This is a genomic window from Lysinibacillus mangiferihumi (assembly GCF_003049665.1).
GTDB lineage: Bacteria > Bacillota > Bacilli > Bacillales_A > Planococcaceae > Lysinibacillus > Lysinibacillus mangiferihumi.
The window spans coordinates 1-18294 of sequence record NZ_PYWM01000025.1 but is presented as its reverse complement, the minus strand read 5'-3'; the positions used below and the strand labels follow the sequence as shown (position 1 = coordinate 18294).

Below are 18294 nucleotides of genomic sequence, written 5' to 3'. Positions count from 1 at the left end.
AATGAGAAAAATAAAGCAAAAATATGCATTTTATAAACATTTATTTGAAAATAACAAAGGTTTGTTTTTATTCTAGAAATAGAAAGAAGCAGTACTTAACGCTCCCCCACCAAATTTTCCGTTTTTTGTACTGGGTTTCACAAATTACGGAAAATAGATTATACTGGAACTAACTATTAACAATCTTATTCAAAAAGGGGAATCTCCTATGACAGAAAATAATCAGACGGAAGCACCAAAAAAGAAAATGAGTCTGCAAGAAGCCGTGAAGCAACAGCTTGAAAACAAAAAGAATAAAAACGCTACTACTAAAGGTAAAATGAATGGCGATACTTCAACAAAGAAAATGAAAAGCCAGCAGACGAAAAAAACAAGTAATACTCGTAGAAAAATGGGCGTTTAAATAAGTTTGATAAAAAATTCAGTAAACGCTAAAAAGCATTCATGGAACCTTTATGTTTCCTGAATGCTTTTTATTTGATATTCACTATTTTATTTTTCATTCGACCTCTTGCCGAATCGATTGAACCTCTTCTAATTTTAAGTTTGTTAACTCCATAATCTCTTCATTGCTATTTCCTTTTAAAATCATTTTTTTCGCGATACCTTCTATACCTTGTTTAATTCCTTTTTCTATTCCTTTTTCTATTCCTTTTTCTATTCCTTCTTGTTCCGCATAGTATTTTGCATCTTCGATTTTAGCCTCTTCATCTAGCATATACTTGACGCGTGATTGGTAAGCGATAATATTTTCAGGATCTTGACTGATTTCTTCCCATGCTTGAAATGCTTTACGTATGTTTTCATCTGTCATCGCTATTTCCTCCAATGCTTTATAGATATCCTCACGAACAATCTTTTTACCGTCATCTATCATACCAAACATCAGTAACCACCTCTCTAAAATATTTTTGAATGATTGATGTTCTTCATTTGTCCAAGCCTTTAAAAATTTATCCATTTCAATAAAATGAATTTCTAACACATCATCTGATTTTGGTACACGCTGTAAAGTCTTATCTTCATACAAATGATACATGCTATGATAATGGGCTATCTCGTGAAACAATGTAAAATTACAAATATTAATTGTAATGGTAGGGTTCAGTGTATGATACCCTTTGCCCTTTTGTAACTGTAGGTTGTACAATCTTGACCAATAAAATAATGTACGCTTAAGCATGTCTTTTTTATTGGCTAATTGTATTTCAATATTAATCAATTCTGCATTTTGCGTTTTCACAACAATATCAAAACGAGATTGTTTATTATCTTTATACTCGCCACCTACTTCTTGATTGATAAAAGTCACGTCTTTTATTGGCTCTCTGCTACTACTTTGCAAAATAGCATTTAAAAACACAATTGTTAAGTGCTTATTTCGTTCACTACCAAAGAGTTGTTTAAAAGCGAAATCAATCTTTAAATCTAATAATTTAGCAAGCGGAATGTTATTAAGAGCTTGTTTATTCAAATTTATTCCACCTTTGTTCAATAAATTAATCGAAACTACTATAGTTAAAACTATGAAATCAAAGGAAGTATTATATAAGGGTTACTTAACTAATGTAGTCCTATTTTTTAAAATAATTTGTAACATCATTGTCGTACTAACCATAATACCCGCGTATGGAATAAACAGATGTACATTAATAATATTTAGTAAAGTTAAACCAACTGCGAGTCCACAAATCAAACTACTGATAAAATGTTTTTAATCATATAGATTAACCCCTTTCTAGTATGCTTTTATATTTACTTTCATAGTATCTCGCCTATAACCGACATTTCAACCGACAAAATTTCTGTCGGTAGCCTTCATTTCCAGCTTAATGAGCACTTGAAACTTTGGTGAAATCAAGGATGTTCACCTCCATGGCCCAATTCATTGATATCAAGTTGTTCTAACTTTTTATCATTAAATTCAAAAACCTCATCGCATATCAATTCAATATCTTTTGACATATGGCTCGTTAGAAGAATCGTCACACCTTTATTCTTTAGTTCAAGTAATAATGTACGAATCTCTCGAACACTCGTTTTATCTAATCCGTTAAATGGCTCGTCAAGGATTAATAAATCAGGGTCCTCCATAATAGCCTGAGCAATTCCTAATTTTTGTTTCATACCTAAAGAGTACTTTTTTACAGGTTGTCTACTTTCAGGATTTAGCCCTACTTTTTCAAGTGTAGATTTAATTGTTGCATCATTTATTTTATTTTGAATTGCAGCTAAGTAGCGTAAATTTTTTAAACCAGAATAGTCTTCAAGAAAATGAGGCGTCTCTATCATAATGCCTGTATTTTTGGGAAAATCGATTTCTTTTCCGAGCGTTTGTCCAAATACTTTTATTTCACCACTATCAGGGGAAAGAAAACCACACAGTATTTTAAATAAAATCGATTTACCGCAACCATTGTGACCGATAAAACCATACGCCTTCCCCTTTTCTAATGAAAAAGATACAGCATGGAAAATGCACTGCTTTTTAAAAGTTTTTGAGATATTTTTTACTTCTACAATAAACTGTTGCATCATTTAACCCCTTTCCGAAAAAATTAACATATTTTTTTTACTAGAAATGGAGAGGTAAATCACGCTTCCCCCTATTACCAGCAACTGTGTTATCAGAAAGCGTATGTAAGTTACGTAATCTACTAGTATATTTGCAACAAATGTATGCTGCCCTATTATTATCGGGAAAACTAATTGTAAAAAATAGAGGATAACTACAAAAATAAACCCACTACTTAGTCGGTTAAATTTAATTGATACCGCAAGTTGCACACATGCAACACAAAAAGTACCGATAAATTGTCCAACAAATGCAGGAAGTACTAGCCTTAGAAACATGTTCTCTTTGGGGATTTCTATACCTGAGAACAGTGCTTCAGTAAACGGCATAGAACGATCATACAGTGTAAACGAACTAATCCATAATATGATTTGATAGACAAATAACACCAACCATAGTACAAAAGCGAGGGATACAACATGGGAAACAATAAATAGGTATCGTTTTTCTATTCTTAGCATACTAAATATAGCTTGCTTCCCCATCATATGCGCTATATATACATCTACTATCATGGCAATTCCAAAGTAGGGAAGCAATAGAATAAGGATTTGTATAACATGTAGCTTCTCCATTTGTATCATCCCTATACATACTAAATAAACATCTATCGCCGAATAGTTAGTATACCCCTGGTTATATAAAGTATGGAAAATCAAGGTTGCTGTTATCCAGCCTAAGAAAAGGAATACTCGTTTAGAGATAAAACGAATATTGTATCGTATAATCGACAACACACGGAAAAACATTCGTTATAAATTCACCCCCTTAGATAGACGCAATGCAAGAAATAGAAGACCAATACTTAATAGACTTAGCGGAGCCTGTGAGCTGAACAGCTGGAACAAAATCGAATTATCTTGCGGGTTCAAATAATAGATACTTACAAAACTTAAATCCAAAATATTCAAAAAAGGGATGTGGTAAAAATTTACAATAGCATTAAAAAGCAGGAGAAAGAACATGATGCTTATGCCTAACCTACTGGACTGCCTTTTCGTTATACTTTGCCAATACAAATAAAAACTTCCTAGAAAAATGATTGTCATAAAAAACTTTATCGCAAAAAAGCTACTTATAAGCATCGGTGACAATTCCAAAGGAAAAAACGTATAAGGATCAAGCCCGAATGTGGTTTCGTTGCTCCATGCAAATGTTCCCCCAAGAATTAAAATAGCTTCTATAATAACAACGACAAAAACATAGATAGTTAGAAAGAAGCCATATAAAATCATTGTTTTAATTTGAACTTTTATTATCGTAGCTTTTGTAAGTAACCTCCCCGCACAATAACGTAGGTTTCCTTCATTCGCAAGATCATATAGAAAAATAAGAAACACAGGCACAATTAATAAAAAATAGAGATACCTATTGCCAAAGATAAAAAATAGACCATTCCAATTGTTACTATCAACTGACCAGTCATTCATCAGCAAGACTATGAGAGGAAGAATGAGTAAATAAATTAACATACATAGAAACTTTCTACTCTTTAAAATTCTTTTACAAGTAATTTTGGAGAAATTAGATTCCATTTTTCAACTCCCATTTATGATTCAAATAACATGCTACTAAACCCGTTACAATTAATAGTAAATTTACTATAACAACATCACTTCCATGTAAATCGATACTCGACTTAACGTAATAAATTTTAGTTAATGCAAATTTTCGTAGCCCATCTAAATTAGAAATAAAAATATCGAACGTTAAATAAAGTGCAAATGTAATGGCATAAACATAGACAATTTTTGAAAAGAAACTTGTGATCCCCATAGCAAAAATAGCTATTGAAAATCCTAAGGCAAAATGAATGGCTATAACAAATAGGATATAAAACAAAGGGTTCGAAACAAATAGATCGCCCATTAAACCGTCTGGCTGAAATTCAAACGGATAGAGCATTTTATTTTCAAAAAAGACACTCATCCCTAAAAAAAATAGTGCATTCGGTATACATAAAGCCAAACCACCGGCAATACCATTGGCAAATAATTTAAAAATACGATATTTTAAATGACCTATACGGATTATAGAAAAATAATGAAAATGACCTTTTTTCTCAGCTACAAACGATGCTGCGTAAGGATAGATAGCGGCTAATACAAATACTATTTGTGTATAATGGAAAGCATCCAGCCAAATATGATATGTATTTCCACCGACTCTAAGAAGATATTCTAAATTTTCAGGTTTTAAGTCATCTGCCTCCCGATCAATAAAAAAAGAAATACTTAATAAAGCACTATAAGAAGACAAATAGTGTAAAATAAACATGACTATAATAACTAAACCCATTCTTTTATTAAAAATTGCACGTAATAATTCTCTCCTCAGCATAATCATCACCACTAGTCTTAAAAATATTCATCAAAAGGTTTTCCTCCATAAAATATAGAGGAAAACTTTTTTCGATTTAAATTTTAATAAGAATCAGGATTCCAAGCCCCTGTAACATTGTACCTGTTATACCAATTCCCATCATCGGTTTGAGCGCTCATTCCATATTGATGATTTTGAGCCATACCTTGATTCATCAATAAACTAGAAGTAGCACTACGAGTTGTCAAAGTTGAACTTCTAGCATCACCATTGGAATTTACTACCATAAATTTCGTCCTTACCTTTGATTCGATATAGTCCACTTTTAGATATGGATCTTCATCTTTTGTATATTTATATGCTGGTGCAGAATATACCTTTGCATGCCAAAGACCTGTATTCATATCAAAACTAAATTTAGCATTATATGCACTTACGCCTGTTGCCCCCAAAAACATCATTACAGATACTCCTAATACTGATAAAGCTCTCTTCTTATTCATGAAAACTCCTCCTTATTAGCTCAGCGAATATATTTTGATACTGCTGTTATCATATAGTTGTTATCTTGTTAATGAATGGCTATAAAATTCGTCTTTTATTCTGTCCAGATATAAATTACTATCTTCCCCATCTTCTTGAGGGTAACGCGCCATTAAAACAGGCATTAGCTTATCCCATAATGTGTCCATTACATAAAAATCTCGATCAAAGCTATAATCTAATTTATAAAGAGATATCCCCAGTGCCTTTGCGTAGCGTTCCTTTTCGGGCAACACGATATCCGCAACATTTGTAGCAATATATTGATTCACTTCCTCTTGGGAAATACTTACACCATAAATCGCTTTCGCAATTCGTATCGCATCTATATACCTTTCTGTTTCCTCTACAGCGACTTTTTCCAAATAAGCATTGTCATGTTTCAAATGACTCATTTCATTATGAACTTTTAATCGAAACTCTGTTTTTTTGTTATCCAACGATTTTTCTACTGAAGCTAAGTTTACATCACGTTGTTTCGTTGTTGCTTGCAGTTTATGTGCGATATCAGGCATTTCACGTAACACCTTCGCTACAGCAAATTCAAGGTCACTCTCACCACTGCTTACAGCATTGCTTTCTTTACCCAATACTATTTGACCTCCAATGCCTACTATTGAGAAAAGTAGGCAAATAGACAATAAAAATATCTTATTTTTAGGGCATATAAATTCTCCTTTCAATAATCTGTTAACTTAATTTTATCTTGCCTATGACCGACATTTCAACCGACAAAATTTCTGTCGGTTGTAGTATTTTTTTACAGCACCCGCACTAATTTTTACATTTACAGGTATAAAAAGAAACTATTGTAATTATTTTTCGTCTAGTTCATAAAAGGGGGTTAACATTAATATGAATAGGAAATTACCGATTGTGTTCGTCTTTTTAAGTTTATTTTTTTAGCAGCTTGTACATCAAACGAAACGCATAAAAAGTTAGTGCTACCCGAGGGCATTCCTAATTTTGTTCAAGCAAGTGATTTTGAAAAGATTGATTGGCATAAAAAAGCGATGACATTCAATAACAATATTCTTGGAAATAAAAATAAGTCAGGTGCTATTGGTGCAGACGCGCCAAGCTTGAATGTTCAAAAATGGATGTGGCATCTTTGGGGCATTGAAAATCCTACAGCGTTAACGGTAGTGGGCTATCATAAAGAAACAGGAGCGATCTATCCGATACTAACGGCTGGCTGGACAATTGAACTTGGAGGACCAAATAATGGTGCAGATGCCCACGCCCCATCGCACGTTCAAATAGCAGAGAAAGGACAATGGGCAATACTGCTATATACTAACGAAAAATTATTTGATATCTTGATTTATGACATTAATGAATAAGAGGCGATTTTTTAAATTATAGTTTTAAAGTGCAAATTCAAAATACTAGTTTTTGGCTAACTTGCTCAAATCCTTCTTTTCAGGCATCATGGGTTTTTACTACTTATATTTTGTTCATATAAGTTCAGCTGGAATAGCATCTTTAACAGCGTTTATTGCATTGACAAGTATGTTCTTAAATACCATTACCCATCCATTTAATATACCTTCCGTTAAAATTCTCGGAATATATAATAGTGTTTTTTTACTGTATGTGACACTTTCTCTAGACAATGGATCCCAATTTTATCTTTGTTGTAAATTTCATTCTAGACATAAAAAGCTCCTCATTTGATAAACATATTTTTAATCTGTCTACCTAATGGGGAGCATGACAATAAGAAGTTGCTTTTTTAAATTCTATTATTAATTATCCGCTAAATTCCTTCTATTTTTGAAGAGAATGATTAATATAACAGTTGTACTAATAATTATTCCTGCATAAGGAAAGAACAAAGGTAGGTGAATAAAATCAAGTAAAGTTAAACCCACTAAAAGCCCACAAATCATTAAAATCAATGAAAAAATATTTTTAATCATATTAGAATAACACCTCTTTATGGAAAGTTTTTTATGAATTTGCTCTGACTTTAAAAGCACAATAAGCTACTACTCCTTCAGTAGCTAAGCCAGCTCCTAACAAGCAAGGGATACACCCAGCACCAGCTGTACCTATACATGCTAATCCACATGCAACCGATAAAGCTGTTATTGCCCAAGCAGCAATACCTTTACTCGCTAAACAATCGTTAAATTCACTCCAAAAACCAGCACTTACTTTTATGGGTTTAATAAATAAAGTTTTATTTTGAGAGATTGACTCCTCAGTTAAAAGTGTAGAATCAAAATCCTCTTTATCAAATTGTAAATATTCTTTTTTTGCTAATATCCCGTTATTATATACCTCAACCTCAGCTGAATAATTAACATCATTACCAACAATTTTAGTTTCAACATAATATTCTAGATTACCAGTCTTATCAAAGATAATTGAAAGGAAAGATTTATTCAGCTCCCTATTTACATTTTCATACTCAATTGGGAGATAAACCACATTGTTTTCGTCACTAGTTTTAACATCTAGATTAGAGAAAGATAATTCACCATTTGTAATTAAGCTAATATCATCATTAAAAATTAGTTTTTTTGTGTTTTCCTCAAATTCTTTTGTTACTAACTCACTTGCATCACCAAATTTTTTATTGAATTCTTCAGATTTAATCAATAAATCTTGCAGTAAATCTTGTCTTTCTTGCATTTTTGCACTTGCTTTAATATCTCTATATGATCCCAAAGAAGAAGCGAAAATAATTGAAAACACCAAACTTAAAACTACAACTATTTTAACAACTAAAGTATTTTTAATCATATACATTTCCCCTTTACTTTTTTAAATTTAATACATAATAAAATATAACTATTTGTATTGATTCCAACAATTGCTATCTGTGTATCAATTTCCGTGGCAAACAAGATTTTTAATTTTCTTATAATATTACCTGCTATAGCACACTTCCACTCGAGTTAATTTAATAATACCTCCTCACCAACCGACATTTCAACCGACAATATTTTTGTCGGTACCGTCATAATTTCTGTCGGTCACGATTAAATTTCCTTTCTTAACAGTCTTCTAAATACTCCAATTTCGAGTTTTTTCGCTTCTAGTAATTGCTAATGGCAAGTGATTACGTGCAATTGAAAAAACTAAAAAAAAGTGCCGATTTCCCTCGACACTTTTTATCATCAATTATCTTTCATTTCATTAAGCAATTGTTTTTCTTTTGCAACCTCAACCGCTTCTAATCGTGTAGACACACCTAATAGGCTAAAAAGCTGTGATAAATGGCGTTCTACCGTACGCACAGAAACATTGCATATTGCTGCAATTTTCTTATTTGGGTAGCCGTTCATTAACATCTGCAACAATTTTAGTTCTCGATGTGTTAACTTTAAATTAGCATATCGATCGTTTATTTTCTCATTTATATAATCTAAAAAATCGGTTGGAATCACAATCTTCTCTTGAATGCTTAAACGAATTGTCGAGATGATTTGATCAAAAGGAGCGGTTTTTACAAGAATGCCCTCCACTTTTTTCTCAACTAATAAGGGATAATACGAACAAACACCATCAGTCGTATATAAAATAATAATTGCTTGTTCCTGTTTTGCTTTAATTTCTGTCGTAAGTTCTAGATTGTTATTAGTGGCAATACAAGCATCAATTAAATATACATGGAATTCTTCCTCTTGCATTCTATCAAGAACCTTATGAGGATTCTTCTCGATTTCAATATTTAAATCTTCTATCTCCAGTGACAACGTTTTTAACCCTTTTAAAACAATTGGATGATCATCCACAACTAAAACTGAAATCAATCGTATCCCTTCCTTCGAAAAGTTTTCATTTAAAGTTGCGACACATTTACAGTATCAACCACATTTTTTATACTAAAATCATCTACCATCTAAAGTTGAGAAAAGAGATAAACTCATAAATAATAACATAATACTAAAAATAATCATGCGTTCCATTCTTAATATGAAACAGAGTAAAAATAGAATAAACGACAATTTAAAAGTTACCTCTAGGTAAAAATTTTGAACGATAAAATTTAATAGCATTGCTACAATCGCGATAATCAAGGACGGCTTTTTAAGAACTGCTAAAAGTTGCTTGAAACCATGTTCTTGTATTGTCCAAGTTCCCATAACTTGTACTACCGATAGTGTGGAGTGAGATTCATTTAATTCGAATTTTATGTAAATCGGCTGTAAATAAGGCGCACAACCGTTCAGTGATTGTTGTCCCCAACCAAAATTTTCACCATTAATATTCATCGGAGCTGCAATAATAGCTTCTTCATCATCCTTATATTCTGGTAATAACTTAATTTCAGCATCTTTCGAAAAAACAACACGTTGCCCTTCTGTTTTACCAAAATACTTTTTCCAATAGATTGTTTTAATAGAACTCCCCAAAAATGACCAAGGTCGTTTCTTTTGCATATATGCCATACTGGTATCTACTGGAATCCATCCTTTCCCTTCTATAAAAAACTCATTCCATACATGTGCGTTCATTTCGCCGTATGCCCAGCTTCCTACTACCGTTCTTGCTGGAATGTTCAATGCTCTGCACAATGCTGTAAAGAGAAATGAAAACTCGCCACAATCCCCTTCTTTAAGTTCGAGAAATGACTTGACCCCTCTGCAGCTTGGTGGGTAGACATAGCGGTAATTTTTTACTATGTAATGAAAAATAGCGCGTGCCTTTTCTTTAGCATTTTCCTGTTGAAATGTAATTTCTTGCGCTAACTTTGTCATTTCTTTATTGATTGGTGATAGCATCGTATTTCTTAAATAAAAATCCCTTTCTTCTTCTGTTAATGTTTTCTTTTCATTCTTTGTACTGTATAGTTCTACTTCATAATCTAAATGTAAGTATTCATTTTTGTTTAATATATAGTAGGCTAATTGCTCACCTGTTGGAATCTCTGTCACTTGAACGGGTATTGTACTCATCTCGTAAACAGATTGAATTGCGGGCGGTATAATCATCCACAATTGTAGCTGATTAAACAATTCATTTTTATAAAGAAAGTCTACTGTAACCGTCTTAGTCATAAAATCCCTCCTGTTCCTTACGTATGGTATCTAAAAAAACAGCAACGAATTACTACTTACCATTCTTACTTAAATAGTATCTAGCATTTGCAAAAAAGATAGTTCCGAAAAAGAACAACATACAAATAATCCAACTAGCAATGGCTGAATAACGACCACCTAACATAAATTCACTGATCAAATTTACAAAAACAATAAGCATCATCATTACATATAAAGCGATTAAATATTTCATTTTATCCACCTCTAACTAAATTCATCGTAAGTCTAGAACAATTGAAATAAAAACTACTGTTCTCCTACCGCATATTTTCTTAAATCCAATACATAACTTCCCTACAAAATCAAAATTTTTCAAACCCATAACATGTGAACTTAGAAAACACGAAACGCATAAAAAAACAGTCAATTAAAGGTTCTTTACCTTCTCAATCGACTGCTTTCTTGTTTTCACATGCCATCTTACAATATTTAGACATGGGATAAATTACGTTTCCAGCCTATTGATTGAATTGAAATTGTGAATACAAAACATACCTATGTACTTACCTCAACCTCTTTATAAGAATTAAACCTACTGTAACTTCTTGCGCATCCTTCTTGAGTATATAAAGCCTGCCCCAATAAAGAAAACGAGCATCATTCCTTTTATAATTGGAAACATAAATAGCTTACTTACAATAAAAATAACAAGGATATAATAGACGACCATTGCTATTAAAAATAATGTGAGTTTATTCAATCCATTACCTACTTTCTTTTAATGCCGCTTCTATTGCTGCGAGTGCTTTGGGGCCTATTCCATGTAGATTTTTTAATGTCGCTAAGTCGACCTCTTTTAATTGTTGCAATTGTGTATAGCCAGCAGCATTTAATGCTCGAATAGCTGGCTTAGCGACGCCTTTGGGCCATTCCGTCATAGAAGTACCACCCTTTCTTTTTCCGATGAGTCAGCTGTATTTAAGTATGACTACCATAGCCATATCTTAATCAAGATTAGATCACAGTTTACAACATTGACAGTCCTTCTTAAGCCTTATTATGCAAGTGGTCCTAATGAAATGCAATGATGTACTTAGTTTAGTATTGCTTTATTTCCTGTTCTACCAACTGTAATAACATGAATTGTTCAAGCGCTATCAAAATATTTTTCCCCTTTCGTATCCATTTTCCACCTGCTTGTCCGAGATGATTAAGACAGATTCCCTTTCTAACATAACAAATTCCCAATAAGATGAAATCATTTTCTTTTTTGCATAAAGATATCGCGTTTGAAATTTCTTTTTGTGCTTTTGAATATTTTTTATCTTGTATTAATAGCAAAGTAATATTCATCGAAATATTAATTTTTAAACGTGAAACATGACGAAAGTTTTTATATAAAGCAATATGCCGTAAAGCAAATTGTTTGATTTGAAGAACTGTTGGTAAAGGGAATAAAAATAGAATGGCATTCAACATATATAAATCCGCTACAAAAAGTTGGTTATATTTAGATAAGTCTTGCCAAACTGGTTCAACAATAGTCCTCGCTTGCTCTAAATCACCTGCTTTAGCTAGAATGATTAATCCATCTAAAATAGTAGAAATATGAATAATCTGTTGATCTTCCTTAGCTTCTTTTAAATAAAGTCTACATTTTTCTTTCAGTCTACTAAGTACTATTTCATTGTTATAGGGTATACGAAAAAATTGTATGATTATATCATCACGTTTACTATATTGATAGCCATTTTGAATATAAAAAAATTCCTCAAATGTAATACCTAGTTGATTTATTATCCCATGCATCGTTGAAAAGTTGATGTCCGTATTATTATTCTCAAACTTTGAATACGCACCCTGTGTTAAAAAATGAGCTGCCACATGTTTTTGCGTATACCCTTTGCTAATCCTTATTTGTTTTATAATCTCACCATAACCTTTCACGTTACCATTCACTCCTTACAAAATATTCTTTTATGAATATTTTTCTAAAATGATTGAAATGTATGCAATGATGTAGTTAACAAGGGGGTAATCACATTGATCGATGAGGTAAATATGGAAATAACAACTTCAACACTTTGGTTAATCGGTACTGGGAGAGGAAGCTAATTTGAATAAAATCAAACTATTCTTAAAACCACTCTCCCCTATTTCAAAATCGAGTAACGTACCAAATCTACCTTTATTGTACAATTAGCGTTTTTTTGTTGTCCATTAATAAAAACTTTGCAAACCTCTTTAAAGAAAGGGGCTTGCAAAGCGTATATTTTCACTCAATCAATTCGAATATTCGATATTTTTCTTTTGTTCCCCACTTAATACTTTTAATGAGACTAATGCAGTAACGACAGTTAGCAAGCCTAAGATCCCCATAATATGGTTTGGATTTAAAGCATCTAACAACACACCTGTCAAGACTTGTCCGACAGGAATGGATATTAATAAGGCAGCACTCAAAAATCCAAAAAATCTTCCTTGCTTTTCAACGGGAATTTTTCTTCTATACATTGTGCCAAAATAAGTATTGCCCATACCAAACGCTATACCCGATAAAAAGTAAAAAATCGTTAGCACGAGTGGTGTATTAGCTAGACTCATCAATATATTAAAAAACCCCATAACCGCACAACATATAAACCCGTAAATAAATATGTTGGATTGTACTTTCAATTTCATTGACATAAAAGCCCCAATGATTACCCCAACAGGTGAGCCAACAAAAATAAGGCTCCACCATAATGAGCTTACTTCCATATTAATAACGATCACGCGAAGTGTTAACATAATTGCTGCACCTAAAATATTGATAATAGCAGCACTAAACAGAAAGGTTTTTAATATCCTTTCTTGAAAAAGAATAGACATTCCTTCCTTTAAGTCTACAAGAAAAGATTGTTTCGCTTTAGCTTTATGCTGTTCTGTTATGTTTGAAGTCAACAATATAAGAAGAGAAAGAACGAAGCACAACCCATTAATAAGAAAGAAGTTTCCAGGACTAAACACACTAAATAACAGCCCACCTAACACTGGCGCTAAAATGCCTTCCAACTGATTCGATGTTTGTCTAATAGCTACAGCATCCTGTAACTCATCCTCGTTGACAATAATTGTAAGTGCAACATTGGCTGCTGGGGAATGTAACGTACTACCAAATGAATAGACAATAAAAATAAGGAGAATATACAAAAATTCAAAATAGCCCAAAAGAGTAATAACGGCAAGTAAGATCAATAGCATACATCGTATACTGTTTGCGACAAGCATTAAATTTTTTTTATATAATCTATCCACAAAAGTCCCCATAAACGGGGAAAGAACCACGATAGCAATTGTACTGCTAGCGCTTAAGATGGATACGAAGATGGATGATCTTGTTACTTCTAAAATCCAAAGCGGTAAAATAAAAAGGATAATTTTATCTGCAAGACCTGATAGAAATTGTGCATAAAAAATTTGTGTAAATTGTTTATTAATAAAATAGACTTTCGGAATGAATTTCATACTTACTCACTCCTCGATTTTCTCTACTTCATGTATATTTCAAAAAACTTCTACTACATTATGCCTAACCTCCCTCCCCCATCATCCTGTACGAAATCTATCATGTTAAGTTTCTTTATTTATACAAATATACAAAATTTTTAACCCATATAATCAAAATATTCCTAAAAGAATACTAGAAAATAATATTCCATCTCTTCTTCTTTCCTCCCACTATAAAATAGTAGGAACTTATCTTTAAATATTCTTTTGTGAATATTTTGAAATATCTAATCAATCATCACTTATTATAAAAATATCAAAATGAGGATATTAGTTAAGTCATCAATATCCAAATCTATCTAGAAGTCAGTTCTTAAGATTATTTGGAGATAAGAAAGGATGATTGAAATATTAAAAAACGCATTGTAGTTGTTCTTGTTATGTTGTTACTAGCTTTCCTTATTGGCTATGCCATTCAAAAGTTTGATAGAGATGAAGGCAGTGCAATTTGGGGGTATCGTGCGGTTCAACCAACTTCTGTAAATAGTGAAAAACTAACTAACAAAAAGGTTAAAGTGGCCATTTTGGATAGTGGTATTTCCCCTCATACTGATTTAAAAAATATGATCGTTGCGTCGTATAACGCTATCGAAACGGAACAAGAAGCAATTGATGAGTTAAACCATGGGACAGCCATTGCCGGGATTATCGGTTCATCTCAAAATAAAGTGGGTTTTTCCGGAATCGCAAAGGACATTGTAGAAATTTATAACGTCAAAGTTTTGAATAGCCAAGGTAAAAGTGACTTTCAAACAGTTATCAACGGTATCGAATGGAGTATCAAAAATAATGTAGATATTATCAATATCAGCTTTGGATTTGAAACAAATAATCCGGAATTCCAAAACATTATAAAGGAAGCTTTAGCCAAAGGAATTATTATTGTAGCAGCTTCTGGTAACACACTAGGATTAAGGGTTGATTACCCAGCGAAATACGAAGGTGTCATTTCAGTTTCTGCATTAAAACCTGATTTCACAAGCTATAGCTACTCTGGCAAGGGCAAAATCGATTACGCCGCACCAGGTAAAAATATCTTATCTACTGACAACAATGGTGGCTACAGCATATTTAATGGAACATCTTTTGCTGCAGCTTTCGTTACGGGCTCTATTGCTTATTTACTTGGAAACACTAATGAAAAGATTAATAGTACTAATTTAAATAGCTTTCTAGCACCTTACGTGAAAGATTTAGGACTACCTGGATTTGATGAAGAATACGGACATGGTTTTATACAACTTAATTAGGAAAAGGAGTAATGAATGATGAAAAAATTCTTAATTAAATTAATTGTAATAACAATGCTAATTTCTCTTGTGCCAAGTGTTGATCCACTCAAATCTTACGCAAATGATGAAGCAAACACGATCGAATATAATACGATTGAAGTCGAAAATGAAATATTACAAGAGCTCGGGATAGATGATACTGAACAATTAGATTTACATGTCGAAGAAGATAATGATTTGGTCACAGTATATACTGACATAAACACAACAGATGTTCATGTATCAACTATAATATATTATGATACAATTACAGACTCTATTTTATTGTATGGTACAGTGGAAGAAGATGGAGAAAAAATCTCCCATGAATATGAAGTAATCGTTCATACAAATGAAGGACAGGATTTTTTAGCAACTTTTGTCGATCAATCTACTGGCGATATTTATGATATCGATACTTTAGAAGCACAATCTTCTGCTTTACCATTTGTCATTATAGCCGCCGTAGCAAGATATGGTATTTCTTATGCGATTACAAGATATGGTAAAAAAGCTGTAACTAATGCCATTCGCAGTAAAAGTTTTGATAAAGTATTACCTTCTGTAGCAAGATTAGGTAGTAATAAACGCCATCACATTATGGCAGCAAAGCATGATTGGCATAAAGTAACTAAGAATAATTGGGATGACATAGCAAAGGTCATTTCTCACGTGATGCGTTATGGAAAAGAGGGTCCTTATGGGTTATTTGCAAGAGAGAAGACATTAATGTTGGATGGTAATAAAATTACAGTAACTTTTGTTAGAGAAAATGGAAAAATACACATTAGTAATGCGTGGGTGAATAAATAATGTCGAAAAAATTAGAAAATTTAATTTTAGCTTTCAAATTTAAAGACGCTGAAGAGTTATATCATACAAACGATTTACAACATTTTCATGATGAACTAATATCAAGTGCTTATGAAAATGGTAATATGATTAATTATACCTTTCTACATTATTTATTAATGAAAGAAGAATCAGCGGAGTTACACAATCTTGTCTTTTCTTTATTTGTAAATTCTTTAACACATATCGAAGGTGCCTATCATTGTGCTCTCTATCACGCACAAAGAGCTGTCGAGCTAACCAATGAACAAGATACATTTAGCTTAGAACATTTATTATTCCTCAATATTGTGCCCGATCAATTAGTGAGTAATGAAAAAGCTATTGACATTTGCCATAAAATTTTAGCGTTAGACCCTTCGAATAAAACTGCGAAAACTTCCCTTAAAGAATTACAAAGTAAAATGAAGTAAAATTATTCATTACATTTGTGAAAAGACATACAAGCACTAGGTTAAAACGTTATAAGGCTTCATTTTAACCTAGTGGTATTTAAAAAGTTTCAAGTGCACTTCTTAGCTATTGATGCTATTTAAATAGCAAAAAATCAGTAATATGTAGGTGTTGATTCCATGTTAAAAAATCTAGAGCAACTTATTTTATCAAGCAACTTTAAAGAAGCTGAAGCGTTATATCACAAAATGGATTTCCAGCAATTTGATGATGAAATCTTAATGAGTGCTTATGACAACCACAATATGATTTACTATACCTTTTTGCATTATCTTATAATGAAGAAAGAAACCGCAGAGTTACACAATCTTGCCTTTTCATTATGTGTACATGCTTTAACACCTATTGAAGGTGCCTATCATTGTGCTCTCTATCACGCACAAAGAGCTATCGAATTGACAAATGAACAAGATGTAGGGGATTTAGAAAATTTATTATTCATATACGGGGTGCCCGATCAAGTCGTAAGTGATGAAAAAGCCCTAGAAACTTGCCACAAAATTTTAGCGTTAGAGCCTTCGAATGAAATTGCCAAAAGTGTACTTAAAAAGTTACAACGCAGAATGAAGTAAACGATCTTATGCACTTGTGAAAAAAGTACAAGCGCCTTTCTTATCTAGCTCTCTACCCTATTACGCCTATTAATAAATAGGCGTAAATTTTTAAAAACAAAAAGCTCCTAGAAACTATAAAACTTTCTTAATTACGAAAATACAACAAAAGGAGAATGAAACATGTTAATAAATTTAGAACAGCTCATTTTATCAGCCAACTTTAAAGATGCTGAAGCATTCTATCACAAGATGGACTTCCAACAATTTCATAATCAGCTAATATCTATCGCTTATGATAACCGCAATATGATTAATTACACCTTTTTGCTTTATTTATTAATGAAAGAAGAGTCAGCAAAGTTACACAATCTTGCCTTTTCATTATTTGTCATCCCTCTAACCCCTATCGGCAACCCCCATCATTGTGCCCTCTATCACGCACAAAGGGCTGTCGAGCTAACAAATGAACAAGATACACTTAGCTTAGAACATTTATTATTCCTTAATACTGTGCCCGATCAATTAGTGAGTAATGAAAAAGCGATTGACATTTGCTATAAAATTTTAGCGTTAGACCCTTCGAATAAAACTGCGAAAACTTCCCTTAAAGAATTGCAAAGTAAAGTGAAGTAAAATTATTCATTACATTTGAGAAAAGACATACAAGCACTAGGTTAAAAAGTTATAAGGATTCGTTTTAACCTAGTGATATTTAAAATGGTTAAGTGCCCTTCTTATCTATTGATGCGATTTAAAATGTTTAAATAGCTAAAAATCAATAAAATGTAGGTGATGATTCCATGTTAAAAAATCTAGAGCAACTGATTCTATCAGGCAACTTTAAAGATGCTGAAGCTTTATATCACAAAATAGATTTCCAACAATTTCATGACCAGCTAATATCTATCGCTTATGATAATAGCAATATTCTTTATTATACATTTTTACATTATTTGTTAATAAAAGAAGAATCAGTGGAGTTACACAACCTTGCATTTTCATTATTTGTAAATGCTTTAACACCTATCGAAGGTGCCTATCACTGTGCACTCTTTCACGCTGAAAGGCTAGTAGCTTTGACAAATGAACAAGATCCCGAAACCTTAGAACACTTATTATTCCTTAGTGAGGTGCCCGATAAATTAGTGAGTAATGAAAAAGCCATTGAAACTTGCCATAAA

23 protein-coding genes are annotated in these 18294 nt (G+C 32.3%); 8 read left to right on the top strand and 15 right to left on the bottom strand.

What is annotated here, in order from left to right; genetic code table 11:
- Positions 1 to 208 precede the first annotated feature (208 nt).
- Entirely contained in the window at positions 209 to 403 is a 195-nt protein-coding gene (locus tag C9J37_RS20165) for a hypothetical protein (RefSeq protein ID WP_107896820.1), read from the top strand.
- Between the two features lie 96 nt (positions 404 to 499).
- Here C9J37_RS20165 and C9J37_RS20160 read toward each other — a convergent pair whose 3' ends face one another.
- The 7 genes from C9J37_RS20160 to C9J37_RS20130 form a co-directional block, all read right to left on the bottom strand.
- The gene (locus tag C9J37_RS20160; protein WP_167397379.1) at positions 500 to 1474 is read right to left on the bottom strand and encodes an Rpn family recombination-promoting nuclease/putative transposase; all 975 of its coding nucleotides are present in this window, start codon (positions 1472 to 1474) and stop codon (positions 500 to 502) included.
- A 383-nt stretch (positions 1475 to 1857) separates the two neighbouring features.
- Positions 1858 to 2535 carry an ABC transporter ATP-binding protein gene (locus C9J37_RS20155; protein WP_107896818.1) on the bottom strand — a complete coding sequence of 226 codons (678 nt, stop codon included), beginning with the start codon at positions 2533 to 2535 and terminating at the stop codon, positions 1858 to 1860.
- Between the two features lie 3 nt (positions 2536 to 2538).
- A complete protein-coding gene (locus tag C9J37_RS20150; RefSeq protein WP_137067765.1) occupies positions 2539 to 3150 on the bottom strand; it encodes a hypothetical protein in 612 nt (203 codons plus the stop codon).
- Between the two features lie 177 nt (positions 3151 to 3327).
- Entirely contained in the window at positions 3328 to 4047 is a 720-nt protein-coding gene (locus C9J37_RS20145) for a hypothetical protein (RefSeq protein ID WP_137067766.1), read from the bottom strand.
- 52 nt (positions 4048 to 4099) lie between these two features.
- Positions 4100 to 4915 carry a hypothetical protein gene (locus tag C9J37_RS20140; RefSeq protein WP_153063505.1) on the bottom strand — a complete coding sequence of 272 codons (816 nt, stop codon included), beginning with the start codon at positions 4913 to 4915 and terminating at the stop codon, positions 4100 to 4102.
- 83 nt (positions 4916 to 4998) lie between these two features.
- On the bottom strand, positions 4999 to 5400 hold the full coding sequence (locus C9J37_RS20135; protein ID WP_107896814.1) for a hypothetical protein: 402 nt from the start codon (positions 5398 to 5400) through the stop codon (positions 4999 to 5001).
- Between the two features lie 60 nt (positions 5401 to 5460).
- Complete coding sequence (locus C9J37_RS20130; protein ID WP_107896813.1) at positions 5461 to 6030, bottom strand: hypothetical protein; 570 nt, start codon at positions 6028 to 6030, stop codon at positions 5461 to 5463.
- Between the two features lie 351 nt (positions 6031 to 6381).
- On the opposite strand from C9J37_RS20130, the gene C9J37_RS20125 reads away from it, so the two are divergent.
- Positions 6382 to 6783: a DUF4871 domain-containing protein gene (locus tag C9J37_RS20125; RefSeq protein WP_235617183.1), complete on the top strand. Its 402-nt coding sequence runs from the start codon at positions 6382 to 6384 to the stop codon at positions 6781 to 6783.
- 405 nt (positions 6784 to 7188) lie between these two features.
- On the opposite strand, the gene C9J37_RS28445 is transcribed toward C9J37_RS20125, so the two are convergent.
- From C9J37_RS28445 to C9J37_RS20095, 8 genes are all read right to left on the bottom strand, one after another.
- On the bottom strand, positions 7189 to 7362 hold the full coding sequence (locus tag C9J37_RS28445) for a hypothetical protein (protein ID WP_167397378.1): 174 nt from the start codon (positions 7360 to 7362) through the stop codon (positions 7189 to 7191).
- 31 nt (positions 7363 to 7393) lie between these two features.
- Positions 7394 to 8191: a hypothetical protein gene (locus C9J37_RS20120; RefSeq protein WP_107896811.1), complete on the bottom strand. Its 798-nt coding sequence runs from the start codon at positions 8189 to 8191 to the stop codon at positions 7394 to 7396.
- 377 nt (positions 8192 to 8568) lie between these two features.
- Entirely contained in the window at positions 8569 to 9204 is a 636-nt protein-coding gene (locus C9J37_RS20115; RefSeq protein ID WP_107896810.1) for a response regulator transcription factor, read from the bottom strand.
- 78 nt (positions 9205 to 9282) lie between these two features.
- Positions 9283 to 10452: a transglutaminase-like domain-containing protein gene (locus tag C9J37_RS20110; RefSeq protein WP_107896809.1), complete on the bottom strand. Its 1170-nt coding sequence runs from the start codon at positions 10450 to 10452 to the stop codon at positions 9283 to 9285.
- 52 nt (positions 10453 to 10504) lie between these two features.
- Entirely contained in the window at positions 10505 to 10687 is a 183-nt protein-coding gene (locus tag C9J37_RS20105) for a hypothetical protein (RefSeq protein WP_107896808.1), read from the bottom strand.
- Positions 10688 to 11198: 511 nt separating this feature from the next.
- Positions 11199 to 11372: a helix-hairpin-helix domain-containing protein gene (locus C9J37_RS28440; protein ID WP_167331265.1), complete on the bottom strand. Its 174-nt coding sequence runs from the start codon at positions 11370 to 11372 to the stop codon at positions 11199 to 11201.
- Positions 11373 to 11532: 160 nt separating this feature from the next.
- On the bottom strand, positions 11533 to 12381 hold the full coding sequence (locus C9J37_RS20100) for a helix-turn-helix domain-containing protein (protein ID WP_167397377.1): 849 nt from the start codon (positions 12379 to 12381) through the stop codon (positions 11533 to 11535).
- Positions 12382 to 12717: 336 nt separating this feature from the next.
- Complete coding sequence (locus tag C9J37_RS20095; protein WP_107896806.1) at positions 12718 to 13941, bottom strand: MFS transporter; 1224 nt, start codon at positions 13939 to 13941, stop codon at positions 12718 to 12720.
- 422 nt (positions 13942 to 14363) lie between these two features.
- On the opposite strand from C9J37_RS20095, the gene C9J37_RS20090 reads away from it, so the two are divergent.
- The 6 genes from C9J37_RS20090 to C9J37_RS20065 all read left to right on the top strand — a co-directional run.
- Entirely contained in the window at positions 14364 to 15233 is an 870-nt protein-coding gene (locus tag C9J37_RS20090; protein ID WP_107896805.1) for a S8 family serine peptidase, read from the top strand.
- 15 nt (positions 15234 to 15248) lie between these two features.
- Entirely contained in the window at positions 15249 to 16067 is an 819-nt protein-coding gene (locus tag C9J37_RS20085; RefSeq protein ID WP_107896804.1) for an SAR2788 family putative toxin, read from the top strand.
- The gene (locus tag C9J37_RS20080) at positions 16067 to 16519 is read left to right on the top strand and encodes a hypothetical protein (RefSeq protein ID WP_107896803.1); all 453 of its coding nucleotides are present in this window, start codon (positions 16067 to 16069) and stop codon (positions 16517 to 16519) included. The genes C9J37_RS20085 and C9J37_RS20080 overlap by 1 nt, the downstream gene beginning before the upstream one ends.
- Positions 16520 to 16678: 159 nt before the next feature.
- Positions 16679 to 17131 carry a hypothetical protein gene (locus C9J37_RS20075; RefSeq protein ID WP_107896802.1) on the top strand — a complete coding sequence of 151 codons (453 nt, stop codon included), beginning with the start codon at positions 16679 to 16681 and terminating at the stop codon, positions 17129 to 17131.
- A gap of 162 nt (positions 17132 to 17293) precedes the next feature.
- The gene (locus C9J37_RS20070) at positions 17294 to 17746 is read left to right on the top strand and encodes a hypothetical protein (protein ID WP_107896801.1); all 453 of its coding nucleotides are present in this window, start codon (positions 17294 to 17296) and stop codon (positions 17744 to 17746) included.
- 167 nt (positions 17747 to 17913) lie between these two features.
- Positions 17914 to 18294 (top strand): hypothetical protein (locus tag C9J37_RS20065; protein WP_107896800.1); only part of this gene is annotated, 381 nt, incomplete at its 3' end.